At 60.9% G+C, this 24,506-nt stretch carries 26 protein-coding genes and 2 pseudogenes; 12 read left to right on the forward strand and 16 right to left on the reverse strand.

From position 1 onward, the window contains the following. Nucleotides 1-424: 424 nt before the first annotated feature. On the reverse strand, nt 425-811 hold the full coding sequence (locus E5X88_RS19170; RefSeq protein ID WP_292163988.1) for a DUF302 domain-containing protein: 387 nt from the start codon (nt 809-811) through the stop codon (nt 425-427). A gap of 495 nt (nt 812-1,306) precedes the next feature. Here E5X88_RS19170 and E5X88_RS19175 point away from each other — a divergent pair, with 495 nt between their 5' ends. The 3 genes from E5X88_RS19175 (at nt 1,307) to E5X88_RS19185 (ending at nt 4,627) form a co-directional block, all read left to right on the forward strand. Continuing rightward, nucleotides 1,307-2,053, forward strand: a complete 747-nt coding sequence (locus E5X88_RS19175) for a class I SAM-dependent methyltransferase (RefSeq protein WP_292163990.1) — start codon at nt 1,307-1,309, stop codon at nt 2,051-2,053. 172 nt (nt 2,054-2,225) lie between these two features. Next, nucleotides 2,226-3,686: a phospholipase D-like domain-containing protein gene (locus E5X88_RS19180; RefSeq protein WP_292163992.1), complete on the forward strand. Its 1,461-nt coding sequence runs from the start codon at nt 2,226-2,228 to the stop codon at nt 3,684-3,686. A 140-nt stretch (nt 3,687-3,826) separates the two neighbouring features. Continuing rightward, on the forward strand, nt 3,827-4,627 hold the full coding sequence (locus tag E5X88_RS19185) for an endonuclease/exonuclease/phosphatase family protein (RefSeq protein WP_292163993.1): 801 nt from the start codon (nt 3,827-3,829) through the stop codon (nt 4,625-4,627). Nucleotides 4,628-5,340: 713 nt separating this feature from the next. On the opposite strand, the gene E5X88_RS19190 is transcribed toward E5X88_RS19185, so the two are convergent. Next, nucleotides 5,341-5,727: a hypothetical protein gene (locus E5X88_RS19190; RefSeq protein ID WP_292163996.1), complete on the reverse strand. Its 387-nt coding sequence runs from the start codon at nt 5,725-5,727 to the stop codon at nt 5,341-5,343. 372 nt (nt 5,728-6,099) lie between these two features. Here E5X88_RS19190 and E5X88_RS19195 point away from each other — a divergent pair, with 372 nt between their 5' ends. Then, nucleotides 6,100-6,891, forward strand: coding sequence for a hypothetical protein (locus tag E5X88_RS19195; RefSeq protein ID WP_292163998.1), 792 nt, complete (start codon nt 6,100-6,102; stop codon nt 6,889-6,891). Between the two features lie 145 nt (nt 6,892-7,036). Here E5X88_RS19195 and E5X88_RS19200 read toward each other — a convergent pair whose 3' ends face one another. The 5 genes from E5X88_RS19200 to E5X88_RS19220 all read right to left on the reverse strand — a co-directional run bounded on the left by E5X88_RS19200 (nt 7,037) and on the right by E5X88_RS19220 (nt 9,638). Further along, nucleotides 7,037-7,546, reverse strand: coding sequence for a pyridoxamine 5'-phosphate oxidase family protein (locus tag E5X88_RS19200; protein ID WP_292164000.1), 510 nt, complete (start codon nt 7,544-7,546; stop codon nt 7,037-7,039). 297 nt (nt 7,547-7,843) lie between these two features. Beyond that, nucleotides 7,844-8,353: a hypothetical protein gene (locus tag E5X88_RS19205; RefSeq protein ID WP_292164002.1), complete on the reverse strand. Its 510-nt coding sequence runs from the start codon at nt 8,351-8,353 to the stop codon at nt 7,844-7,846. Beyond that, nucleotides 8,350-8,844 (reverse strand): TspO/MBR family protein, encoded by a 495-nt coding sequence (locus E5X88_RS19210; RefSeq protein ID WP_292164004.1) that lies wholly within the window; start codon nt 8,842-8,844, stop codon nt 8,350-8,352. The genes E5X88_RS19205 and E5X88_RS19210 overlap by 4 nt, the downstream gene beginning before the upstream one ends. A 4-nt stretch (nt 8,845-8,848) precedes the next feature. Beyond that, nucleotides 8,849-9,121, reverse strand: a complete 273-nt coding sequence (locus E5X88_RS19215) for a DUF378 domain-containing protein (RefSeq protein ID WP_292164005.1) — start codon at nt 9,119-9,121, stop codon at nt 8,849-8,851. Nucleotides 9,122-9,152: 31 nt separating this feature from the next. Further along, nucleotides 9,153-9,638, reverse strand: coding sequence for a fasciclin domain-containing protein (locus tag E5X88_RS19220; protein WP_292164114.1), 486 nt, complete (start codon nt 9,636-9,638; stop codon nt 9,153-9,155). Between the two features lie 163 nt (nt 9,639-9,801). Here E5X88_RS19220 and E5X88_RS19225 point away from each other — a divergent pair, with 163 nt between their 5' ends. Together E5X88_RS19225 and E5X88_RS19230 are read left to right on the forward strand one after the other, a co-directional pair. Next, complete coding sequence (locus tag E5X88_RS19225) at nt 9,802-10,383, forward strand: XRE family transcriptional regulator (RefSeq protein ID WP_292164007.1); 582 nt, start codon at nt 9,802-9,804, stop codon at nt 10,381-10,383. 412 nt (nt 10,384-10,795) lie between these two features. Beyond that, complete coding sequence (locus E5X88_RS19230; RefSeq protein WP_292164008.1) at nt 10,796-10,987, forward strand: hypothetical protein; 192 nt, start codon at nt 10,796-10,798, stop codon at nt 10,985-10,987. A 180-nt stretch (nt 10,988-11,167) separates the two neighbouring features. Here the strand turns inward: E5X88_RS19230 and E5X88_RS19235 are convergent. Next, nucleotides 11,168-12,409, reverse strand: a pseudogene (locus tag E5X88_RS19235) (xanthine dehydrogenase family protein molybdopterin-binding subunit); the annotation flags it as partial. Nucleotides 12,410-12,530: 121 nt separating this feature from the next. On the opposite strand from E5X88_RS19235, the gene E5X88_RS19240 reads away from it, so the two are divergent. The 5 genes from E5X88_RS19240 to E5X88_RS19260 all read left to right on the forward strand — a co-directional run bounded on the left by E5X88_RS19240 (nt 12,531) and on the right by E5X88_RS19260 (nt 17,527). Then, nucleotides 12,531-12,674, forward strand: a complete 144-nt coding sequence (locus tag E5X88_RS19240; RefSeq protein ID WP_287291938.1) for a hypothetical protein — start codon at nt 12,531-12,533, stop codon at nt 12,672-12,674. A gap of 214 nt (nt 12,675-12,888) precedes the next feature. Continuing rightward, nucleotides 12,889-13,386 (forward strand): spore coat U domain-containing protein, encoded by a 498-nt coding sequence (locus tag E5X88_RS19245; protein WP_292164012.1) that lies wholly within the window; start codon nt 12,889-12,891, stop codon nt 13,384-13,386. Nucleotides 13,387-13,415: 29 nt separating this feature from the next. Beyond that, on the forward strand, nt 13,416-14,141 hold the full coding sequence (locus tag E5X88_RS19250) for a molecular chaperone (protein WP_292164013.1): 726 nt from the start codon (nt 13,416-13,418) through the stop codon (nt 14,139-14,141). Nucleotides 14,142-14,352: 211 nt separating this feature from the next. Next, on the forward strand, nt 14,353-16,572 hold the full coding sequence (locus tag E5X88_RS19255; RefSeq protein WP_292164015.1) for a fimbria/pilus outer membrane usher protein: 2,220 nt from the start codon (nt 14,353-14,355) through the stop codon (nt 16,570-16,572). 7 nt (nt 16,573-16,579) lie between these two features. Continuing rightward, a complete protein-coding gene (locus E5X88_RS19260) occupies nt 16,580-17,527 on the forward strand; it encodes a spore coat protein U domain-containing protein (protein ID WP_292164017.1) in 948 nt (315 codons plus the stop codon). Nucleotides 17,528-17,986: 459 nt separating this feature from the next. On the opposite strand, the gene E5X88_RS19265 is transcribed toward E5X88_RS19260, so the two are convergent. Continuing rightward, nucleotides 17,987-18,280, reverse strand: coding sequence for a hypothetical protein (locus tag E5X88_RS19265; RefSeq protein ID WP_292164018.1), 294 nt, complete (start codon nt 18,278-18,280; stop codon nt 17,987-17,989). After that, nucleotides 18,277-18,786, reverse strand: coding sequence for a type IV secretory system conjugative DNA transfer family protein (locus tag E5X88_RS19270; protein WP_292164020.1), 510 nt, complete (start codon nt 18,784-18,786; stop codon nt 18,277-18,279). Before E5X88_RS19270 ends, E5X88_RS19265 begins: the two co-directional genes overlap by 4 nt. 12 nt (nt 18,787-18,798) lie before the next feature. On the opposite strand from E5X88_RS19270, the pseudogene E5X88_RS19275 reads away from it, so the two are divergent. Continuing rightward, nucleotides 18,799-19,005, forward strand: a pseudogene (locus E5X88_RS19275) (hypothetical protein); the annotation flags it as partial. Here the strand turns inward: E5X88_RS19275 and E5X88_RS19280 are convergent. Genes E5X88_RS19280 through E5X88_RS19305 form a run of 6 tightly spaced genes read right to left on the reverse strand, consistent with a single transcriptional unit; the run spans nt 18,998 to nt 24,445 of the window. Then, complete coding sequence (locus tag E5X88_RS19280; RefSeq protein WP_292164021.1) at nt 18,998-19,840, reverse strand: BtpA/SgcQ family protein; 843 nt, start codon at nt 19,838-19,840, stop codon at nt 18,998-19,000. The pseudogene E5X88_RS19275 and the gene E5X88_RS19280 sit on opposite strands and share 8 nt — an antisense overlap. Further along, the gene (locus E5X88_RS19285; RefSeq protein ID WP_292164023.1) at nt 19,837-20,745 is read right to left on the reverse strand and encodes a PfkB family carbohydrate kinase; all 909 of its coding nucleotides are present in this window, start codon (nt 20,743-20,745) and stop codon (nt 19,837-19,839) included. The genes E5X88_RS19280 and E5X88_RS19285 overlap by 4 nt, the downstream gene beginning before the upstream one ends. A gap of 3 nt (nt 20,746-20,748) precedes the next feature. Next, nucleotides 20,749-21,519 carry a glutamine amidotransferase gene (locus tag E5X88_RS19290; protein ID WP_292164026.1) on the reverse strand — a complete coding sequence of 257 codons (771 nt, stop codon included), beginning with the start codon at nt 21,517-21,519 and terminating at the stop codon, nt 20,749-20,751. A 28-nt stretch (nt 21,520-21,547) separates the two neighbouring features. Then, complete coding sequence (locus E5X88_RS19295; protein WP_292164028.1) at nt 21,548-22,639, reverse strand: phosphotriesterase-related protein; 1,092 nt, start codon at nt 22,637-22,639, stop codon at nt 21,548-21,550. Nucleotides 22,640-22,643: 4 nt separating this feature from the next. Continuing rightward, nucleotides 22,644-23,654 carry an ABC transporter permease gene (locus E5X88_RS19300; protein WP_292164029.1) on the reverse strand — a complete coding sequence of 337 codons (1,011 nt, stop codon included), beginning with the start codon at nt 23,652-23,654 and terminating at the stop codon, nt 22,644-22,646. Then, entirely contained in the window at nt 23,651-24,445 is a 795-nt protein-coding gene (locus E5X88_RS19305; RefSeq protein WP_292164031.1) for an ATP-binding cassette domain-containing protein, read from the reverse strand. The genes E5X88_RS19300 and E5X88_RS19305 overlap by 4 nt, the downstream gene beginning before the upstream one ends. Nucleotides 24,446-24,506: the final 61 nt, after the last annotated feature.

The raw sequence follows: 24,506 nt of genomic DNA on the forward strand, positions 1-24,506 counted from the left end.
TGCACGGCGACGTCGCATTTGCGGCGGCTAAAGGAACGGTCGCCGGATGAGCGGACTTTTCAAGCACCCCAACAAGCATCCTGATCCAGAATCCACTTGCACCGGCACGGGCCAATCGGCGCGAGGTCTCCGCGCGCATCGGCACGATACTCTACTCCCTTGACATCTCAGTGGTGAGTTGTGTCATGCTATGGTGCCGGCTCCAGTTCATGGTCTGCTTTCGGCTCGGTCCCTTTACTACGGACCCTGAAGCTCACGTCAGCCAGCGCCGCCGCCAGCTCACTCTCCCGCGGCGTCCTTGGCAATCTCGTCCAGCAGATCGTTTACATCGTCGCGCCCCTTCCCGTCAGGGAGCCTGCGGAAGCCGACGATCACGTCACCTGGCTTTTCCTCAGTTTCGTAGCCGAAAAGGATGTAGGGGGCTTCAGATCCGCCTCACGGCCTCGGCCAGCATATCGCGGACCTGGCTGGCGACGCGGGTGAGTTCCTGGTTGTCGATCGCGGCCATGGAAGCTACAGGGTCGATAGCGCTGACCTCCACCGCATCCGAGACTTGTCGGACGATGACGTTGCAGGGCAGCATGGCTCCTACTCGCGGTTCCATTTCAATGGCGTTATGGGCCATCTTCGGATTGCAGGCGCCCAATATGAGATAGGGATCCATGTTGACGTCCAGCTTCTTCTTCATTGTCGCCTTTACGTCGATTTCGGTCAGCACGCCGAAACCCTGATCCGCTAGCGCCGCGCGGGTCCTCTCGACGACGTCATCAAAGCTGGCGCTGTCGAACTTGCGGTTGATGGTGTAAGTCATGGGAGCTCCTGTTTTACCGATCAACGACGGGATGCGGAAAGCGTTCCCAAGGTGTGTAGGACCCGCAGCCTGAAGGGGTGCTGTCGATCATGTGCTGCTAGTCGTCGCTCGGCCCAAGTTCGACAAGCGCCTCCAGAGCGCGTCCCATACGCCCTGCCCGTCGGCGAAAACTGGATGCATGGTATCAGGCCAGTCATTCCGCGAAAGCCCAACCGGAATGGCCCGCTGGCCTGCGACTTCCGAGCTACAAGGACCGAAACGCATCGAGCAGATGTTCAACCGGCTCAAACAGCTTCGTCGCCTCGCCACCCGATACGACAAAACCCCGAAAATCCTCCGCCGCCTTTCTCGTGTTGGCGGCCGTGAAGATGTGGTCGCCACGCTTGCTCCAGTTCGTGAGTTGTGCGTCGGTCGGGTGAGAACCACCCCGGCCAGTAAAATTTGTGTACTATTGGTGACTCAGCGTTCCACTTACACACGAAAGGCGTTTCTGCAGTGGACATCCCCCGGATCTTCAACGTCGCGGAAGGCGCTCACCGCATCCATAATCCGTTCACACCCGAAAAGCTCGCCACTCTCGGCGCGGCGTTGCGCCTGGAACCAGAGACCCGTGTGCTGGACCTTGGCAGCGGTTCAGGCGAGATGCTGTGCACTTGGGCACGCGATTACGGGATTAGCGGCACTGGTATTGACATGAGCCAGTTGTTCACCGAGCAAGCGAAGCTGCGCGCTGAAGAACTCGGGGTCGCCGATCGAGTCGAGTTCATCCACGGCGACGCTGCCGGCTATGTGGCCGACGCAAAGGTCGGTGTGGCAGCCTGTCTCGGTGCCACGTGGATCGGCGGGGGAGTCGTCGGCACCATCAAGCTTCTGGCGAAGAGCCTCCACACCGGAGGGATTATCCTCATCGGCGAGCCGTACTGGCTGCAGTTGCCGCCCACTGAAGACGTTGCCAAGGGATGCCTTGCCGGTTCGACCTCCGACTTTCTCATGCTTCCAGGACTTCTCGCGTCTTTCGGCAACCTCGACTACGACGTTGTGGAAATGGTCCTGGCGGACCAGGACGGCTGGGACAGGTACGAGGCGGCCAAGTGGCTCACAATGCGCCGGTGGCTCGACGCGAATCCCGACGACGATTTCGCGAAAGATGTTCGAGCCCAACTGACCTCGGAACCCGAACGCTACGCCGCGTACACGCGCGAATACCTGGGCTGGGGTGTGTTCGCGCTGATGGCGCGGTGATGTAAGGCAAGTGGCATCTGGCGGCAGCGAGCCCTCGATCCGTCCGAAGCCGAACGGCCCTTGGTCGAGCGCGACTGGCACGCCGCGGTGGGCTTCCTAGGATTTGTTGAGTATCAGCGCCCGCCAATGAGCTGCATTGCGTTCTGTAGCTGCTCGCTGGATAGTCCTGGCGATGTTGCAGACCTTAATGACTCATTGGCCCCAGATCCTCGCTATCATTTCGGTGGTGATGGCGGTCATCGGCATCGTCCACGCCATAATGACGAAGGAAGACGTCCGTGCCGCCACAGGTTGGGTCGGCGTGATGTTCCTGTCGCCGTTCCTTGGCCCGATCATCTACGCCGTTGCCGGCATAAACCGTATCCGTCGTGCAACGATCAGCGCCATGCGGCCCCTTTCCAGCGAGGCGGCTTCCGCAAAACATGAGCGCGACATTGCCGCCGAGGAATTGATCGCCGAGCGGTACGGCCAACGCTTCACCGGCCTGAAGACATTGGGCGACCGAGTGGCGCGGCGTGCCCTGACCTCGGGAAACGCAATTGCGATATTGGAGACAGGTGACGAGGCCTATGCCACAATGTGCCGAGCGATTGATGGCGCTCAACACAGTGTCCTTCTCGAGACCTACATCTTCGACAATGACGATGTCGGGCGGCTTTTCGTGAAATCTCTCGCCGGAGCCGTCCAGCGGGGTGTCGGCGTTCGCGTGCTGATCGATGCGGTTGGGGCGCGTTACTCAGTCCCCAGCATTCTTGGGCATCTGCGAGAGGCAAAAATCACAGCCGACCTCTTCAACGGCAACATCGTCATGGGCCTGCGTCTTCCCTACGCCAATCTCAGAACACACCGGAAGATCCTGGTCGTCGATGGCACGATTGCGTTCACCGGAGGGATGAACATCCGAAAGGGATTCTCAGCCGAGTTCGCCGGCTCCTCCAGCGCGAGGGACACGCATTTTCAGGTCACCGGCCCGGTCGTGGCCGACCTTTTTTCGGTTGCCGCCGAAGATTGGCGCTTCGCGAGCGGCGAGCTCCTGAAAGGCCACACCTGGCAAGTGGCCACGCTTCCCGCGGCTCCCGGTCAGCCGATGCTGACGCGGGCGGTTGCGTCCGGGCCGGATGCCAGTATCGAAACGAACCATAAATTGCTGATCGGGGCATTCTCCGTCGCTCGCCAATCGATCCGCATCATGTCCCCCTATTTCCTGCCGGATCGGGAACTGATCAGCGCGCTGACGACCGCGGCCAGGCGAGGCGTCGAGATCGACATCGTGGTACCGGCGGTGAACAATCTCTTCCTTGTCGACCGCGCGATGACAGCCCAATTCGATCAGGTCCTGAAGCACTATTGCCGTGTATGGCGCACGAAGGGCTCGTTCGATCATTCGAAGCTGCTGTCGGTCGATGGGGTTTGGGCCTATATAGGGTCCTCCAACCTTGATGCCCGGTCCCTGCGGCTGAATTTTGAGATTGATATGGAGGTTCTTGATGCAGGCTTTGCCGCCGAGATTGAAGCGCGGATCGGATCGGCAATCGCCTCCGCAGCGCCCGTAACGATCGAAACCTTGAGAGCCCGGCCATTCATCGGTCGCCTGTTCGACCGAGTGTTGTGGCTGGGATCGCCCTATCTTTAGAGGCTTTCTCTTTCTGCCGGAGGGAATTTGGGTGACGCAGCCATCGTTCGATCTCGTCAGGGAATGGAGGCAGCGATTGCCGATCCTATTTGAGTGGGACAAAGCCAAGTCTTGAAGGCAGTGAGACGAGCAACAGACTCATGCAAAGAACTGGACGTAGCTTTCCTGCAAGTGTGCTCAAGTCCATTCGCGACAGAAAAAAGCAGAAGGCCAAGGCTGCGTCGTCCGAAGGGACACGCCCCGCGGGGACACTGGTCGCATCCTACAACGTCCACAAATGCGTGGGCGTCGACAGAAAGTTCGATCCCGAACGAATCGGTCGCGTCATCCGGGAAATCGGGCCGGATGTCATTGCGTTGCAGGAAGCGGACAATCGATTTGGAGATCGTGCCGGCCTTCTGGATCTGCCGCGTCTCGAATTGGAAACAGGCCTGGTGCCAGTGCCTGTGTCCGGAAACGGCAAGGGGCACGGCTGGCACGGCAACGTTCTGCTTTTCAAACGGGGTATCGTTCGCGATGTCCATCAGATCGAGCTCCCGGGACTGGAACCGCGCGGAGCCCTGGTTGCTGAAATCGATCTGGAAGGGAAACGAACTTTGCGCATCATCGCAGCCCATCTCGGCTTGCTGCGCCGATCGCGCTCCGAACAGGCCCGTGTCGTACTCGATATCATGAACAGCCCGGACGAAAAACCAACACTGCTGCTCGGCGATTTGAACGAATGGCGACTCGGAAACCGATCCGCGCTAAATACGCTGCACACGACTTTCGGTTCTGCGCTGCCGGCGGTTCCCACCTTTCCATCGCGTCTGCCGCTGCTGGCGCTCGACCGGATCATGGCAAATCGACACGGAATGATATCAACCGTCGAAGCCCATGATACGCCGCTTTCGCGGGTCGCCTCCGATCATCTGCCGCTTACAGCATTCGTTCGCCTGTGAAGTCGCTGCCCAGCCCCATGGGCGGAGATCGGTTCAAAGGTTAATCCATCATGCGCTTCTATTCGCCCCGATCTTTCCACCCACAAACGAGACCACGAGATATCGACCTGACGCGGCCGTGACCGACGCGCCGTTGCCGTCTGAAAACGATGGATATAGTTCAGAGGTTGTTGGCGCCTGTTTCAATGCAGGTTCTGTCGCGCTTTACCGGGCTTATTCCCCGCTACATCTGGGCCGAGGAAATCGCGCGCTCTGCTTTATCTGGATGATCATGGTGGGCGCGATCGTCGCGGTCCGCGACGGCCCGCATTTCGACCTCGACCTGCTACCGACGAGCGACAGTCTGAAAGAAACACAACATCGCGGGCGAGCATGTCCTCGACGTGGCGCAGGCGCTTTTACAGATGCTCGGCGAGGCCGGCAGAGCGTTAAGGCGGCGTCAAGAACCGACGCTCGTCGTCGGCATCCGATGCGCAGGTATCGGTCGACCGCGCTCTCGCGGGATGCAGCCAACCTGCTTGCCAGCGTGAGGGCGTTTTCGAAGGCGGCGGTGTTGGCGATGCCGGGCTGAACTCTACAGATAAGTGCTTCGACACCTGGCCGATTGAAACGTCCACCATCCATCGCCGCGCCTGCACCGCTGGTAGGCAGGAAAGCCCATTTGGGTGTCAGGTAGCGATGGAAGATCTCGTCCGGGCCGACGCGGGTTAGCTTCACCCGCGCGCCCCGTTCTCGAGATCGCGGATGAAGGCCAGGACCGCTTCGACCTGCCCATCCGCGACCAGTTCGGCCGCCGTGCGGTGGCCATAGTCGGCGATCGGCTCATTGCGATACCAGTAGATTGCCTTCTCGACGTCGCCGGTGAGTTCTGTCGCAGCAGAAATCACCTTGACCATCTCGCGCATCCGCCCCTGCAGTCGCTCCGACGAGGGATTGCGTAGCGTGTTGCGATGAACACCAGTCAGCTGCGCCAGATTGGCCACCTTCACGCCAAGCGCCTGCGACAGGCGCTTCGGCGAGATATAAGGCGTGCGCGGCTCCTGCAGGCTATCGACAAAGACTGAGATCGCCGTGGAATTTGCGAGCTGTGCGTGGGTCATGACAGTCTCCGATCTCTCATCCGCACAATATATGCACATTCCAACGCATAGCAAGTGAACACAGATGGCAAGGGGCCGCTTGGCGGAGGATCGCAATTCGTCGGGCCGAGGTGGTGGCCAAAGGCGGCTTTGGGGCCGGAGGAATAAGCATGCGGCCGTTCTGGTGCGGGCCGTAAGTCAGCCGCGACGCAGCTTTTGCCAAAACCTGAAAACAGACGCTCATTGATATATTGTCGATCAGGACTGGTGATTATGTTATGGCGACAGTCTTTTCGACGCACGAACCCTGTCGGTAGCTAGGAAGCGATTTTCCTTTGGATCGTCATCAACCTGCGCTAGATGCAATCGCGACATAAGTGAGAGTCCAGGCCCATGGCGACAGCTTCGAAGAAACCCGCCACTCAAACTGAAGCCCCGGCGTTTACCACGACGCCAGCGGCAAAGGCCCAGGCGACTCGCTCGCGGATCATCGCGCTCGTGCTTTGGGCGGCAGCAATCATCCTCGAACTTGTGGCCATCTTCTGGGTGATGCGGCCGCCTTTCGACGAACTGGCCGCCAATCACGGCTTCCCGCAATGGCGTTGGTACACCCTTCTCGGTTTCATCGCGGTAATCGGCGTGCTCGCGATAATCGGCTCGCTCTTATGGAAAAGAGCCAATCATCAGGATCCGGCAACACGCAAGGAACCGGTGAAGTTCTTCATCCAGAATCAACTCGGCGCCTTTATCGCGCTTTTGGCATTCTTGCCGTTGATCGTCATGATCTTCCTCAACAAGGACATGGATGCCAAGCAAAAGAACATCGCCGGCGCCGCTGGTATCATCGTCGCGGTTGCGGCGACTGTGCTTGGTATCGACTTCAAGCCGCTGTCACAGGAACAGGTAGCGGTGGAATCTCAAGTCGTGACGAACCTCGTTGGTCAGGATCTTGTTTGGTGGAGCGACGGAGGCAAGGTCGTGCATCTATGCAACGGCGCCTCCGATATCAAGAATGCCACGACGCCGGTCTCGAGCGGTCCTATCGCCGACGCTTTCGCCAAAGGCAAGGAAGGCATCACTCTCGAGCTCAACACCGAGCTGAACCAGTGCGGTTTCGCTGTTCCGGCGAACCTTGCGGATATCGAGCAATGGGTGCGCAGCGCACGCGGACTGCAAAGATCATAGAACGAACCTCGCGATCAGCTTGGGTCGGCGTCAATGTCTTTTTTGGCTCACCGTTCTGCAATCGGGCATTCCGCTGACCACCATGCGAAGCCAATCATGAGACCTCGCGTTTTGGGCCCGTCGGTAGAGCGATTAAGTTGAGGATCTAGAGGTCGACCTTTGCATTGTCGCCTATGTCAGGCTTCGCACCTGTCACGGCGGCCACGATCATTTTGGCAGTGGCGAGGATCTTGCCCGGACTGTCCCAGAGTTCGCCGTCATCCGGCGTAACGGTGATGAGACGGATATCCGGATCATCGGAGTTATCCCACCAAGCTTCGTCGGTCTTCTCCCAAAGCTCCCTTATTTTCGCGCGGTCGTTCGACACGACCGCAGGGCCGGAAATTGTCACATATTTGTAGTTGCTGTTGTCGCTCCAGGCCAAAGTGACTTTCGGATAGCGCTTCAGCTGATCGTTTTTGGCACCGTCGTCGTTGACCAGAAAATAGATCGAATGCTCTTTGCGTTGTACGCGGGCCGATAGCGGACGAGCACGCGTATATTCTCCGTCCCATGTGGCAAACATGCAGACGTCAATCTGCTTTGCGAGTTCCCAAATCCGGTCTGTAGACTCTTCCTGGGTCAAGTCATTTTCTTGCTCTTTGTGGTTTGCCATGGCTCGCTCGCTTGCTGGACATCCTCGCTAACGCCTTCCCGCCTACAGCGTTCCCACTGTCCTGTCCTTGCTCGCGCTATGGTGTATCGCTGGACGAAAGACATGCAGGGTCGGCCGACATCAGGCGGTAATTTTTCCTCGGAGAAGCAGCCGGCGTTAGCCGCTGATCTTCTCAGCGCCTTCCTGAAAGGAAAGCGCGTTCTCGATGATCGGCAGCTTTGGGGCCGACATGCGGACTGGTAGCTTCTCGCCTCGCAAGCAAGATGCCGCACGCTTTTCAGCACAGCGGTGGCAGGGTTAAATCGAACGGCTGTCGTACGCCCAATGCAGTAAGGCCTGGCGTTGGCGCGGCCGGCACCAGCAGTCGGCCGGTTCGCACGCTCGGCGAAGCTGGGCGACATGGCGGCGAATGGCTTTCCAACGTGCGATCTGCCGCTCGTCCTCACCTGATAGACGGCGACCCATGTAATAGCGACAGTACCACTGGAACCAGCCACGCGGATCGTCGGGATGTATCCATCTCTTGGCTCGCCAGACGCTGAGCGGCTGGCTGGCGTCGACGCCGAACCAGTTGAGTAACGGATCTTTTCGCAGCGGCGACAGCCGCGCCTTTGCAAACCAGCTTTTTGGGAATTCGTCGCGGCAATCGGTCATGTATTTGCCGCCGAACACGCCGAGCGCCAGCATTGCGGCGGGCGTCAGGTCCGGCCGGAATTCGGGATGAAAGTCATGGCCAATTGGCGCAACGAGAGCATAGCGATAGCCGTGCTGCATCCTGTCGTTCACGTCAACCCACCGCAGCTTCATCGGGAGCGCTTCGACAGTACTTTCGAGCGGTTGCGCCGCCAGATGGAATAGTTGAGTGCCGCCGCGAAGCTCACCCACGCCAGGTAAGGAACAAGCAGCAATGCGGCGGCCAAGCATACGCGCTGAAACAGAATGATCGTTGCCAGGATCGCAACCCAAAGCACCATAATCTCCACCAGCGCCAACCCGGGTCGGTGAAGTCCGAAAAAGATCGGCGCCCACGCAGCGTTGAGAAGAAGTTGGGCTGCATAGACGCCGAGAGCGAGTGCTGCGCCGGCAATGCCCGCCTCTCGCCATACGAGCCAGCCCGACAGGGCGATCGATGCATAGAGCACTGACCAGACTGGGGCGAACAGCCAGTCCGGCGGCCGCCATCCTGGCTTGTCCAGCTGCTTATACCAGTCGCCTGGCCTGAAGATCATGCCGGTGGCTGCCGCAGCGAAACTCGCAGCTACAAACGCAACAAGCGCGAGGAGCGAATGTATGTCCATCAGGTTATAGATGGAGGGAACCGCCGACGAGCCAAGCAGGTCCTCCGAAGGCGCTATCGGTCCGGCCAGCGGCGACCTCGCCGGAGCCCACATCAGAAAGCAGCGGGACAATCTGCCAGGCCGCCGATAGCCCCACCAGGACGTAGACGATCCTGGCAAGCCCTGAGCCGGCCCCGAAGATGGCGGCGACGAGGTCGAAGCTGAATAATCCGACCAGCCCCCAGTTCAGCCCTCCTACGATAACGAGGATGAGCGTGAGGATGTTGATGAACTTCATTGTTCTTCTCCAAGATCCACGGGACGCGAGGTCAGCCTTCCGGCGGCATGATCACCTTGTCGATGACATGGATTACGCCGTTCGAGGCAGCCACATCGGCATCGGTGACGGCGGCATCGTTGACCCTGACGGAGGAGCCCTCGACTTCGATGTCAATCATCTTGCCGTTGACAGACTTGGCCTCATCAAGACCAGCAACATCCGCCGCCATGACCTTTCCTGGGACCACATGGTAGGTCAGGATTTCGGTGAGCTGCTGCTTGTTTTCCGGCTTCAGCAGGTTTTCGACCGTACCGGCCGGCAGCTTGGCAAATGCCTCATCGGTTGGAGCAAAGACCGTGAACGGACCATCTCCCTTGAGAGTGGATACTAGGCCGGCCGCTTCGAGCGCGGCTGCCAATGTCTTGAACTGACCCGCTTCCACTGCAGTATTGACGATATCCTTTTCAGCAGCGAATGCGCTAACGCCGCTGGCGAGCATCATTGCTGCAGCGACCAGAAGGCTTTTCAACTTCATTGCGTTTCTCCTCTCGATGACCGGTGCGAGATGCACGTCATGCCCCTTTCATCTGGAGAAAATTGGTTTTCTTACCACTCAAATTTTCGTGATAATGGAGGAGATTCTCTTGTGAAGAAAATTGCCATTGCATAATTTCCCGAAACGAAAAGGAGTTTGCGTCGTGCTCTCCGACACCCTTTCAAACGAGCTCCAGCGCTACGCCATCGGCTCGCGTATCAAGGCACTACGCCTAAGGAAGAAGCTGGGGCTGGTGCAACTGGCCGGGCACACCGGCCTTTCGCCTGCGATGCTCTCGAAGATCGAGCGCGGGCAGATGTTTCCAACGCTGCCCACGCTGCTTCGGATCGCCATGGTTTTCGGCGTCGGCCTCGACCACTTCTTCACTGCCGAGGAGGAGCCGCTCATCGCGATCGTCAGAAAGGAACAGCGTCTCAAACTTCCAAGCCCGCCGGGCGGAAAGCACCCAGCCTATATATTCGAAAGCCTGGATTATCCCGCTTCTGGCCGCCGCATGGAGGCATTCTACGCCGAGTTCCCGCTCGATGCGCCGCCTTCAGAGCCGCATCAACATGGCAGCGCTGAGTTCATCTACGTGCTCAGCGGTCGGCTTGTAGTGAATGTGAACGGCAAGGAGGTCGCGCTGGATACGGAGGACGCAATATATTTCGACTCTAGTGTTCCGCACAATTATCGCCGCGAAGGCGAGGCAATTTCAACGGCCATTGTTGTGACCTCTTCGTAGGCCATCGTTGACTGAGTACTCCTCAAACTCATCCCCTATGCATCGCAGCGTTGGCCAAGGAAGTCGGCTTTCAGGTGGGGAGCAGCGAATAGTCAACCGCCGATATGCGGCGCGTTCTGATCGGCAGCGTCGGGACCGAAAGCTGACTGTCCTCTGTGGATGGCTCCCGCAATGCAAGAGGTAATTCGACAGTGCGGAACTGTGCGCTTCCGATGCCTGAGACGGCCGAGGATTTAGCGAAATTAACCTAGCGCGCCCAACGCGGGGGCGGCGATCGAAGCGGCAGAGCAGCGAGGAAGTATTGCTGCCACTTGCGTCGGATGTCGAACCTGTCAACCTCCCGGAACTATCGGGCGCGCGAATCGATACGGCCCTATCGTCTCGAGTTTCTCAGGAGGAGGGCAGCTGGATTATGTTTTCGGCTTGGCTTTCGCGGTGCTCGCGGCGCGGCGACAGCATCATCCGCGTCAAGAGAGTGGTGGACTGCCCCGCGGGACAGCTTCTGCTGCAATTGGTGCGCGATGTGGTGCAACCCTCTGAAATCCCACTGCATGCGCGTGATGCGGGCGAGGGACAGTCCAACGGTACCTTCATCGTGCTGTGATGGACCGCGGCATCGACGATGCGCTGCTGGAAAGACCTTGGCGGCACTCCAGTCAGGCCTGAACGCCTGTCGCGCGCCTCTATACTTGAGCCCTCGAATATGCCCGGCATGTCCACGATCCGTAGTGGTCGCTGCAGTCTTATGGGGGCGCAATGCCGATCCAATTTCTAACCGTGACGCTTATGCAGTTAGCACATCCTCAATCTTGATCGGCAGGGTGCGCACGCGCTTGCCCGTCGCGTGGAACACAGCGTTGGCTATTGCCGGAGCCATGCCCACCAACGCGATCTCGCCCAGCCCTTTTACGCCAAGCGGGTTCACATGCGGGTCGACCTCGTCGACGAAGAGCGCCTCCAACTTCGGAGTATCGAGGTTCACGGGCATGAGGTAGTCAGCCATGTGGGCGTTGACCGGGCGACCGTCACGCGCATCCAGAACGGTCCGTTCCATCAGCGCCATGCCCATGCCGCCGATCATCCCGCCCGTGCACTGGCTCGTGGCGAGGAGCGGATTGACCACTCGCCCAATGCCATAGGCGCCCACGAGGCGGCGTACCCTGATCGTACCGACATCGGGATCGACCGACACTTCGGCGAATACAGCGCCGAACGAGTGCATCGAATATTTTTCTGCTACCTCCGGATCGCGCCGGGCGGAGCCGTCTGCCTCGATAGGGTTGCCGACATTCGCTAGGATGTCCTGGTAAGACATGCCCGGCGAGCCATCCCCGCGTCGGCGAAGGCGTCCGCCCACCCATTCAAGGTCCTCGATCGAGGCTCCAAAGACAGGCAAGCCTTGATCGGCTATGGCCCGTTTGGCGGCCTGCGACTGCGCTTCGAGGCAGGCTGCCCGAATCGCGGATCCTACCGAAGCCATCGTCCAGGAGCCGCCGTGGGACGGTGTCGGTGGGTAGTCCGTCGTGCCAAGCCCGAACTGTACCTGTTCCGGCGGCAGCCCCAGGAATTCGGCCGCCACCTGCGTCATCGACGTGTAGGTGCCTGGCCCCATGTCGCTGGCCGCCGCTTCAATCTCGGCAGTGCCGTCTGGGAGAAGTCGCACCCTGGCGTTCGAGGGCGCCTGGAAAGCTGGGTAGGTGGCGGTTGCCGTGCCCATTCCGATCAACAGGCGTCCGTCGCGCATCGAGCGCGGCTCAGGAGACCTTCGATCCCAGCCGAAGCGCTCGGCGCCAAGGTCGTAGCATCGGATCAGCGAGCGGCTGGAGAACGGCCTGTTTTCGGCCTCGTCGATCTTCGGCTCGTTGCGCCGTCTCAGCTCGATCGGATCGATCCCGAGTTTGTAGGACAGCTCGTCCATGGCGCTTTCGAGCGCAAAGATGCCGCTTGCCTCGCCCGGACCGCGCATGTGGTTGGGCGTGCCCGTATCGAGTTCGGCCAGGCGATACTGGGTGCGCACGCTCGGGCAGCCGCCGCGAAGGCGGTATAGGCATCTCGCTCGCGAATTCCTGCATCTCCCTCACGGGACCTAGCCGCGTCCGTCCGACGAACTGCTGGACTCGTCCCCATCATATCGCTAACGACAGACGATGAAGAACAATCTTTATCTCGTCATCGGCGCGTTGGTCGCCGCTGTCATTGCCTTGGGCATTTACGTTTATCGCGAGGAGACGAAGCCGAAAGGCGTGGAACTTCGGATCGACGACTCGGGCGTATCAGTTCAGGAAAACTAAACCGCACATCCAGGTTTTCCGAAACACCCCTGCCGGGATCACCACATTTTCCCGGCAGGCTATCCGGGTCACGATTCCGAAAAGGCAAAATTACGGCCAAATAAGGGCTTTGCAACGCGCGCGTGTGTGATACAGATGAAGGCGGGTGGGTGATTGCCGGTTCAGGCGGTCCGCCCCTTGCGTGGTCCTCTCCGGCATTTTGAATGGAGAACGCATGCGACACCATCTTCTCTGCCTTGCCGGTTCTTTTGCCGCTCCAGCGCTGCTCGTGCCTTCGGCTCTTGCTCAGACTGATACCACTCAGTTCAACGTCCAGATCACGATCAGCGCCGAATGTCAGATCAATTCGGCGACCGATCTGAATTTCGGCTCGTCGGGCGTGATCGACACCGCCGTCGCAGCATCGAGCGCCATCGCCGTTCAGTGCACCAATGGAACGGACTACGACATCGGGCTCGATGTTGGACAAGGGACCGGTGCAACTGAAGCTGCCCGACTGATGACCGGGCCGAATTCGGAAACGGTGACCTATTCCCTCTATACAGATGCAGGCCATGCCGATGTTTGGGGCGACACGATCGGAACAGACACCGTAGCCGGCACCGGCACCGGCGCCGAGCAGACCTATCCCGTCTATGGTCAGGTGCCAGTGCAGGACACCCCAACAGCCGGCACTTATACCGACACCATCACGGTAACCTTGACCTACTGAGGTCACACACCGCACCAGGGAGAGGGAAAATGCGGTCACTCGCCGTCATAGTCGCATGTCTTGCAGCCGTCCTTGAATTTGCCGGCTCCTCGGAAGCCGCGTCGTTGCGCGTAGCACCCGTCGTGCTCGACCTCAGAGCGCCGACGGCAGCCTCCACGATTCGGATCTGGAACGATGCGCGCCGGCCGATTAATGTGCAGGTCCGCGTTTTACGCTGGACCCAGAAGAACGGTGAGGACACCTACCAGACGACGAATGATGTGGTCGCCAGTCCGCCGATCACGACGCTTCGACCCGGGGGCGAAAATCTGATCCGGATTGTCCGAACCTCGAAACGTCCCGTCAACGGGGAAGAGAGCTACCGGCTGGTGGTGGACGAGCTGCCGGACCCGTCCCGCCGCGTGGCCGGAACAGTCGTTCTGGTGGTGCGCCATTCCATACCTGTTTTCTTCGCCACGAGCGATGCTCCCGGAGCGTCTCCGTCGTGGAGCGTCCAGCAAAGGCGCGGTGGCTATCTCGTCACCGTCCGCAACCGGGGATCGATGCGGCTCAAGATATCGAACCTCGCCTTGAGCAGCGGCGGTAGGGCCGTTGCGCGCCGGGACGGCCTGGTCGGCTATGCACTCGGGAACTCCACAGCGAAGTGGTTTGTGCCGGCCACCGGCCGCGGTCGGCTGTCCGGTAGTTCGCTGGCAATCTCGGCGGACAGCGAAGCGGGACGTTTTGATGCTACCGCGCGCCTTACAGGCGGCTAGCGCTCCATTCTTGATGTCGATCGGGCTCGTTGCGCTGCACGGCTCAAAAGCCGTTGCTGAATCGATCCCCTCAGCAGCGGGCCCCCCAACAGCAGGCATCGATGCAGCGGCAACACCCGTCAGCGCCTCTCGTGATCTTCAACTGGAGGTGTTCATCAACGGCACATCGACCGATCTGATTGCAGCGTTCCGGCAGGATGCCGATGGAACCTTGGCAATCGAACCGGACCAGCTGCGCAATGTCGGCATCGAACCCGGCGAAGAAGCGACGCGGCCGGATGGGCTGATCGACATTGTCAAGCTTTCCCGCGTTTCCTTCGAATTCGACGAGACCGCCCAGACCATCCATTTCACCGTCGAATATGACGCGCGTTCGGCGCGCGTCATCGATGCCCATGAGCGGGCTCAGGACGACACTTCCGCCGCGGACCCTCAAAGCAGCCTCGGCGCGCTTGTGAACTACACGCTGTTCGCCAGCACCGGAGGTGACAGGATCGATGATATGTGGGCTTTCGACGGCGCATCGGGATGGTTCGAAGGTCGCGTATTCAGTTCGTTCGGCGTCCTGGCGAGCTCCTATATCGCCAGCAGCTCGCCGGACGAACTTTACGGCTCGACCCGCCTCGACACGACGTGGTCCTATTCGAACCCCAAATGGCTGACCACGTTTCGCGCCGGAGACGTCATTACGGGCGGGTTGAGCTGGACTCGGCCCACACGCCTGGGCGGGGTGCAGATCCAGCGCAACTTCGGCCTGAGGCCGGATCTCGTGACCATGCCTTTGCCCGAGATCTCCGGTTCCGCGGCCGTTCCGTCGACGGTCGATATCTATGTCAACAATGCCCGTCGCCTGTCGGAGCAGGTTCCGACCGGCCCGTTCCAGATCACCAATCTGCCAGTGGTGACGGGAAGCGGAACGGCGCGTGTCGTGGTGCGCGACGCTCTCGGACGGGAGACGGTTTCCGAAACCCCCTTTTTCGCATCATCCGACCTATTGGCGTCGGGGTTCTGGGACTATTCGGCCGAAGCAGGCTTTGCCCGCCGATTCTATGGCGTCGAATCCGAAGACTATGACGGGCGCTTCATGGCCTCGGGCACGCTTCGCTACGGGTTAACCGACTGGCTGACCCTCGAAGGCCATGCCGAAGGCGGAGGCGGCCTTGTTAACGGCGGTGCGGGCGCGGTGTTCGGGCTCGGCCAATACGGGGTGGGATCATTCGCGGCTTCCGCGAGCAGCTATGGCGGGCAGACGGGATTTCAGGTGGCGGGCAGTGTCGAGTTTGAGCTTTGGGACCTGCATTTTTTTGCGCGAACGCAGCGCACGTTCGGAGACTACAACGACATTGCCGCGGTAACCGTCGATCCGCTCCCGCCGCTGTTGCCCGATCATGACTTCCACAGCGCCGCACCGCCGCGCGTGCTCGATCAGCTGTCGGTCTCGGTGCCCCTGAAGTTCGATCCGGCGGCGCTCAATTTCAGCTACACGCAGATCAAGACGGTCGAGGGTGAGAGATCCCAGATCGTCGGGCTCTCCCTCAACCGCCCCTTCGGCAACGGCGCATCATTTTTTGCAACCGCCTTCACGGACCTCGAGGACGAGGACTCGTTCGGCGCGTTCGCCGGGGTCTCGATCCCGCTCGGCAAGGATATCTATGCTTCGGCGGGCGTTTCCTCCGATTCCGACGGGACGGCGGTGACGGCGGACCTGGTCAAGTCGGAAAACACCGAGATCGGCAGCGTCGGCTGGCGGTTCCGCGACACGGAAGGCGCTTACACGGACCGTGCCGCATCCGCCAGCTATCGCGCACCTTTTGCCCGCTTCGAGGCCGGTGTTCAGCAGTACGAAGATCAATTTCGGGCAACGGCCCAGGCCGATGGTTCCGTCGTCTTCGCCGGCCGCGACGTTTTCTTTTCCAATCGCATCGATGACGCTTTCACCGTGGTCGATGCTGGTGTTCCGGATATCGACGTCCAATATGAAAACCGGCCGGCCGGCCGCACCAACCGCAGGGGCAAGCTGCTGGTGCCGGACCTGCGCTCCTACGAGCCGAACCAGATCACCATCGACCCGACGAACCTGCCGATCGATGCAACGGTCGCTGGCACCCGCGAGGTCACCGTTCCGGCCGACCGCAGCGGCACCGTGGTCAAGTTCGATGTCGAGGCCGGTGCCCAAAACGCGCTTGTCACGCTCCGCGACGAGAGCGGTGAATTCCTGGAGACAGGTGCGGCGGGACAGGTGGAAGGGGGAGCCTCGGAAGGCTTCGTCGTGGGCTATGGAGGGCAGGCCTATATCACGGGGCTCGGTCCGCAAAACCGCATCGTGGTGGATCAGCCGACCCGCGGCCGCTGCGCAGCGGAATTTGACTTCGAACCGCGCAAGGGCGAGCAGGTGGCGATCCCCAATGCGGTCTGCCGTCCAATCGAATGAGGAAGTCATGCTCCGTCTGATCCTGCTGGCCTGCTTCCTGCTTGTGCCCGCCCAGGCGCAAGCCCAGAGCTGTTCCTCCAGCGTCTCCAATGTCAATTTCGGCAATGTCGATACCCTGTCGGGCGCTGCGGCCGATACGACGGCGACGGTCAACATCAGCTGCAACGGAGGACCGCTCGGCGCGAATTTCCACGTCTGCCTTAACCTCAACGCCGGAACGGGCGGCGCGACGTCGGGCACCCGCCACATGCGCAATGCCACCAGTGCCGCACTGAACTACAATCTCTACCAGGAAGCGGCGCGCATCACGAAGTGGGGCTCACGAGAGCAGCCTGCGCTCGGCAATCCGGTGGCCGTGAATCTGACCGCCTTGCCGCTCACCACTGCGATGGCGACGCGGACGATCTATGCGCGCGTCTCCGGGAGCCAGCAAAGCGCGGCGGCTGGCCTCTACACATCGAGCTTCTCCGGGAGCCAAGTGAGCTTCAACTGGACCACTTACCTATTTACCCCTCCCGCCTGCAGCTCAGTCACGCAAAACCCCGTCCGGCCCAGCTTCATGGCGCAGGCCAACGTCGTCAACAACTGCAACGTGACGGCGCAGAACATCAATTTCGGCAGCCACGGTGTGCTCGACGCCGCGGCCGATGCGGCCGGCGCCGTCGGCGTTACCTGTACCCCGGGCACGACCTACAATGTCGGCTTGAACAACGGGCTAAGCGGCACCGGTCCGACGGCACGGCGCATGATGCTCGGCGGCCAAGCCGTGACCTATGGCCTCTACATGGATGCCGCGCGCAGTCAGCCCTGGGGTGGAACCATCGGGACCGACACCTTCGCAGGCACCGGCGCGGGCGCGACGCAGAACCTGCCCGTCTATGGCCGCGTGCCAGCGCAATCGACACCGTCCCCAGGTACCTATACTGACACTGTGGTGGTCACGGTCACCTATTGACTCAAACGCCCGACGTCGTCGGTCGAGGCTTGTCACAGCCCAGCGCCCGCGTCTGCAGGGGCTGTCACATCGAAAGCCGAGTCCAGATCCCGGTTCCACAACCTCTGTGTCTCGGCATAGACGAATTCGTTGTTGCCGCATCGCCCGCAACTCATTTTGCTCCCCGGCAACTCTGCTTCAACATCCCCAAAGATTTACCGCAGGCCACTCGGCTGATACCAACACTTTACGTGCAGAGACGCAGCGGACGAGTACGAACTGGCCAAACTCATGGGCTTTGCGAAGCTTCCATTCGCCGCCGCGCTTACGTCTTCCGCCTGATTTCAAATTCGCTTTTTGTTCCTGTTTTGGTCACCCATTGGGGCGCGAGTATTAGGGAAGCGATGAATACACGCGCTCTCTTAAGCTATAGGCGCGAACCCCGCGAGCCAAAGCATAAGACCCGCAATTCGCGGCTCTTTATGCTTGGGCCTCCACGGCCTCCAGGCCGAGTTCGACGGGATCGGGGACCGTCGCTGCGAAAACGTCGAGATAGTTCCGCCGTTTCGTAGGCGACACTTGGCCGAGCTTTTCGACTTTCTGAGAAACCGTCTCCTTGAGGCGTTCAGCGCTAGGTTTCAAGCTTTCTTCAGCAACCTTAATCCGCGCGTCGACAGCCGCTAAATCCGGTGTCGCCTCCGCTTCGTTTCCAGATCCGCCATTCGACGCCGCTTTAGCGCGTGTCGGTTTCGGCAGGCTGGCTTTGCGTTTCACAATGCGAGCTGCGGCCCGCTTTGTTGCCGGCTCCGCTTTCGCGGTCGCAGCGATAGTTGGCATCGCCTCAGCGCTGTTAACTGGTGATGACGTTCTCTTTTCGGAATCAGCCATGTCAGCATCCCGGTAGTCGGGGCACCGGCATCTTCGGCGGGCTGGCCGGCTTGGGCGTAATAGTCGGTCAAAGCCGGTACGGGTTGAATCGGAAGATATTCGATCGGCGGTACATCCGGCATGTGCGCCTGAGAAAATGCTTCCGCGGACTTGAATGGCTGCGTCTCGAAAAAGCGCAGCTTGTCGCCGAAGATCGGGCGCTGGCCTTCAACAAGCAGTACCATCTTTGTTTCCGACATCTGCCGGATTTCCTGCGGCATCATCAGGTCACGTTCGCGAATCTGTTCGACCTTCGTGCGCCTCGGCAGACCAAGCAGTTCAATTGTGCGCGATTCCGACTGGTAGCGGATGGTCCGCTTGCCGAGCGCACGGGAAGCATAGTCGGCGGTCATTCGGAAAGTGGCATGTACGAACGGTTCGTGGAGCGTCGGGCGGAGGAAGCCCTGTCAGACACTCCGGCGGTCCTCATCGTGGGACCGCGCCGGGCTGGCAAGGGGGAAGCGGGCCGGACCGATATCGCGCTTGACGATCGGACGGTCCTCCAGGCAGCGCAGTTGCCTTGGCCCTCGCGCCACCACCAGCCTCGCATCGATTGCCGCTCGATCATCGACTCAGCACGGCCATGAAGGTCTTTACTCGGGCGGGGTCGACCTTGTTCCACCAGACGCCGTCATGCTTCAGCGCGCTGGCGATGATGATGCCATCGACTATGCCAAGAATATCGTTGGCATTGTCGGGCGTCACGCCGCTGCCCACCAGCGTCGGTAGGCCGGCGGCCTCCTTGATCATGCGGATGTAGCTGAGATCCGCAGCGTGCCCGGTGCGCTGACCCGTCGCGATGATGGCATCGGCGTCGAAGAAGACCAGATCCTTGACCAGTTCCTCCACCGGGCGGTCGCCGACGATCGCATGCGCGCCATGCTTGACATGAGCATCGGCGAAAACTCGGATGCCGTTGGCGCGCAACCTGGCGCGGTAGCGCGCTGCGCGACCCGATTCCCCCTCGACAAAACCCTCGTTGGCGACATAGGCATTCGCCCATTGATTGACGCGGATGAAGCCCGCGCCAGCGGCACTTGCGATCGCTAGGGCAGGGATGGCGGCGTTAGCGAGCACATTGATGCCGATTGGCTTGCCAAGTTCGCGGCGAATACGGTCGGAGACGACCGCCATATAGGCCGCTGTCTCCGGTCCGATATCGTCAGGTTTGGCGAAGGGAATGTCGCCATGATTTTCTATGATCACGCCGTCGCATCCGCCATCGAGATAGGATCTCGCATCATCGAACCCCCGCTGATAGATCGCCTCGACAGCCTCGCCGTCGTATCGCGGCGCGCCAGGAAGCGGCGCAAGGTGAACGACGCCGATCACCACCTTGGTGCGCCCGAAAAGCTGAAAGAGCGCGTCGCTGCCTGATTGGCCGATCGGACGTGAGGGCTGGGTCATGAGAACTCCGTTTGACCGACGAGCGCCGCCATTTCAGACGCTGAAGGACAGGATATCAGTGTGCCCGGCCGTGTCACCGCAATTGCCGCGGCCGCGAGCGCGAATTTCAGCGCTGAGGTAACTGACATTCCCCTGGCGAACCCGCCGGCCAGACAGCCGCAAAAAACATCGCCGGCGCCGCTGGTGTCGAGCGCCTCGACGCGTGGCGCGGGCAAACGAAGCGATCCTCCCTGGTCCGTGCCAAGCACGAGACAACCTTCGGCGCCGAGCGTGACCACCACCGTCCCGGCGCCTTTGGCCGCTAGCGCGCCGGCCGCGGTTGCCATATCACCCTGGCCGGTCAGTGCTTTTGCCTCGGACTGATTCACCACAAGCAGAGTAGCCAGACCGAAGTCAGGCGGGGCCGCCGCATCGACAGGGCTGGCGTTCAGAACGGTTTGCGCGCCACGTTCGCGTGCGGCCCGCAGGCAGGAGTTTGTCGCGTCACCTCGCAGGTTCCCTTGGCAGACGAGGATGTCGCCAAACGCGATCCGGCGAGCAAGTGCGGTCTGCGCAATCGGATCGAATGCTTCGCTGCAGGCGACGGCGCTGACGATGAAATTCTCGCCACCAGCTTGGGTGACGATGGTCGAGCGGTCGCTCGGCAGGTCGAACGCGATCGCCTGGAAACTGGACAGTTCCCTGTCGAGACAGCCTCGGATCCAAGTCCCCGCGACGTCCTTGCCAAGCGCCGTCCAAAGCGTCACCGCCGCGCCCGTCCGTGCGGCCGCGACTGCCTGGTTTGCGCCCTTGCCTCCAAGGCCGTCAGCACAGGCAACGGCGTTCAAAGTCTCGCCGGCAGAAGGAAAGCGGCGGAGCCGAAATGTCGTGTCGACACAGGCATTGCCGACCACGTGGACGTGCATCGCTCAGTTCTCACCGGTCGCCCAGCCAAGCATCTGTTCGAAAAGGGTTTTATAACCTTTCCAGGCGATGAATTCCGGTGGCAACCAATGCGGCCCGACATCGGATGTCCAGGCTACGGTGCGGCCCTTGCCATAGTGGCCGGTGACGAGCAGCGGCAGCGATCCATAGTCCGACGACACGGTCGCCAGAACTTCTGCACCGTCCTTCAGCGTCACCTCGTTGAAACCGAGGAGGATTGGCCAATCCGAACCGAGACCCTTCAAGATGGGATGGTTCGAGGAACCATCCAGGACAGGCGCAAAGCCTTCCGGCACCTCGACACGGTCGTCGAACGCGAGGCAGTTGACCGGCAGCACCTCCTCGACCGGCGTCTTGCGGTAGCGCGCGCCGCCATTGATGCCTTGGAAGCTATAGTAGCCGCCGAACATCAAAAGCCCGCCGCCAGCGCGCACATAGTCGCGCAGCAGACGCAGGCGGTTCGGCGTCGGCTTCGAGTGGACCCAGGTGTCGGGATGCAGGAGCAGCGTGTTCGCGCCGATGTCGGAGAGCACCACCGCGTCATATGCCGAGAGCGCCTCCAGAGTTTGCGGAAAGCTGCGCTGTGCCTCATGCGCCGGCATGAAGGTCACGTCGAAGTCGGTCGCCTTCAGCGCCGTCAGCAATTCGTCCGCGCCGGTGTGGTAGGTGACCGTCGCAAACTGGTCGAAGCCCTTGATATGGGTCGCGGTCGAAACCCAGGATTCACCGGCAAGCAGGATCTTTTTCTTGAACATTTGAACTCCGTCGTAGGTCTCTGGCCGCTTAGGTCTGCCGCGCGAACACGGCTTTCGGGTTGGCGATCAGCATGCGGTCGATGGCTGGCTGCTCGACGCCATGCCGTTTCAGGCGCGGTATGAAATGCTTCAGGATGTAGCCGTAGCCGAAGCCGCCGTAGCGGGTCAGCATGATCTTGAGGAACACGTCCTGCGATAGCAGCAGGCGGTCGCCGAACCCGGCCTCGACAAGTGCCGCGATCGCTCGGGCATTCTCTTCATCGGAAGGCGATTGCGCATCCTGATCCGCATAATAGTAATCCATGCCGATCATGTCGTATTCGAGGAACGCGCCGCGCCGAGCCAGGCTTGTCTGGTAGTCGAAATCGCCGTGGCTGGGGTTCATATGGCATAGCACCGTGTGGCGAAGATCGCCGCCCTCGGCCTCCACGATATCGAGCACCTCATGCGCCAGCCGCTCCCAGCCGGGCAGATGGATCGACAGCGGCACGCCGGTGAGGCGCGAGGCCCGCGCCGAGGCTCGCAGCGACTTTCGTTCCTCGGCGGTGAAGTCCTTGCCGACGCCGACCTCGCCGATCAGCCCGGCCATGATCGGCGGCTGCGTCTCGCCGCCGCCGACGTCGTTGACGATGAACGCGGTCACTGCGTCGACATCCATGGCTTTCAGCCATTCGGGATGGGTGGGCTCGAGATAGAAGCCGGTGCCCATGACGATCTTCAGCCCCGACATGCGGCTGATGCGGGCTAGCTTTTCGGGCTCGCGGCCGATGCCGATATTGGTGGCGTCGACGACGGTGTGGCCGCCCAGAGCCCGATACCGTTGCAGCTCCGACAGCGCCAGGTCACTGTCGTCGAGCGAGACATTGTCGCGGTTGACATAGGGGTTCATGCGCAATTCGCCGATGATCTCGATATTCACCGGCTGCTCGGCGAGCGCCATGTCGTCGGGATGACAGGGACATTTCCAGGTGCGCGCGCCGTCAAGCAGGATGTGCTCGTGCATCAGCGTAATGCCCATATCGTCGACCGGAACCGGGCCGAGCACGGTCATCACATCGCCGGTTTCGATCCCGATCGCCAGTCGCTGCCTGGGAACTGCGTCATCGAAAAGATCGCTCATCGGCTCAACGGCTCCGCACCGCGCCGCGAAACAGACGGAAGTTCAGCCAGATGGCGATCAGGATGATGGTTCCGGTCACGATCGGTGTCAGGAAAGGCGACAGATGCGCCAGGATCAGGCCGTTGCCGATGACGGCAACGGTAAGCGCGCCGAGCACCGTGCCGATGATCGTTCCGCGGCCGCCGAACAGGCTGGTGCCGCCAAGCACGACGGCAGCGATCACTTCGAGCTCAAAACCTTGCCCCGCATTCGACGATCCGGATCCGAGCCGGGCAGCAATAATGATCCCGGCAAGTGCTGCTGCGGCGGCCGAAATCACGTAAACGAAAAGCGTCGTCAGCCGCGTGTTCACGCCGGCGCGCCTGACCGCTTCGGCGTTGGCGCCGACGCCGGTCACATAGCGGCCGAACGGCGTCTCGTTAAAGACCAGATAGGCGACCGCCAGTATCGCCAACGCGATCAGCGCCGGTGCCGGCACGCCAAGGAACCAGGCGCGGCCGATGACCGTAAAAAGGCTTCCCGGCTCGATGGGGATGGAGTAGCCGCCGGTGATCAGTAGCGCCACGCCACGGATCACTGAAAGCCCGGCAAGCGTGACGATGAAAGCCGGGATGCCCTCGTAAGCCACGAAATAGCCCTGCACCGCGCCAAGCAAGGCGCCCAGCGCAAGCATGGCGAGGATGACCATCGGCCATGGCAGCCCCAGTTGCAGCAGTGTCGCAGACAATGTTGCCACCAGTGCCAGCACGGAACCGACCGAAAGATCGATGCCACCCGTGGTGATGACGAAGGTCATCGCCGCGGCAACGATCAGCAGCGGTGCTGACTGGCGCAGGATGTTCAGCAGATTGGGCGACGTCAGAAAGGCGTCCGTGGCCACCGAAAAGATGATGCAAACGACCAGAAAGAACAGCGCAATCGAGACGACACTGCCATTGGCCAGCAGCGCATCTCGCCATGTCCCTTGGCGGATCGTTCGAGACTGAGCGGAATGGGTGGAAGTCATGTCGCTCATGCTGGCGCTCCATCGCGATGGGCGTTGGTGGCCGAACGAGCGTTGAACTTGCGGCCCACGATCAGGTTGACGACGTCCTCGATATTGGTTTCGCTGATCAGACGCTCGGCGACGTTGCGCCCCTCATACATGACCTGAATGCGGTCGCATACGAGGAACAGATCCTGAAGGCGGTGGGTGATCAGAATGACACTGACGCCGCGGGCGCTCACGGTGCGGATCAGGTCCAGCACAGCCTCGACCTCGGCGACGGCAAGGGCTGCCGTCGGCTCATCCATAATTAGCACCGACGGCTCGAACGAGGCGGCGCGGCCGATCGCGATCGACTGTCGCTGCCCGCCGGACAGGTTTTCGACTTTGAGCCGCGTGTCGGCGATAACGATACCGAGCCGGTCGAGCATCAGGCGCGTTTGCTCGTGCATGCGCTTCTTGTCGAGGAATGAAATGCCTGCGATGTGTCGGCGCGGCTCGCGGCCGAGAAACAAATTGCCGGCGACATCGACCGAGTCGCAGAGCGATAGGTCCTGATAGACCATCTCGATGCGCGCTGCACGCGAGTCGGCCGGCGAGTTAAACGCTACCGGCATTCCATCGATCTCGATAGTACCGGCGTCGGGGATCACCGCCCCCGACAACACCTTGCTCAACGTCGACTTTCCCGCGCCATTATCACCGACCAGCCCCAGGACCTCGCCCGGCCTCAGCACCAGGGACACGTCATCGAGCGTCTGAATGGCGTTGTAACGCTTTGAGATGCCACTCATGCGCACCCGATAGGTTTCGCCACTCATCATCCTGGATCCATGGGGTTGCAAGGCGACCGCGCAGCCTCAAGGGGCGGCGCGGCGCAGG

Source organism: Mesorhizobium sp. (genome assembly GCF_004962245.1).
Lineage (GTDB): Bacteria > Pseudomonadota > Alphaproteobacteria > Rhizobiales > Rhizobiaceae > Mesorhizobium.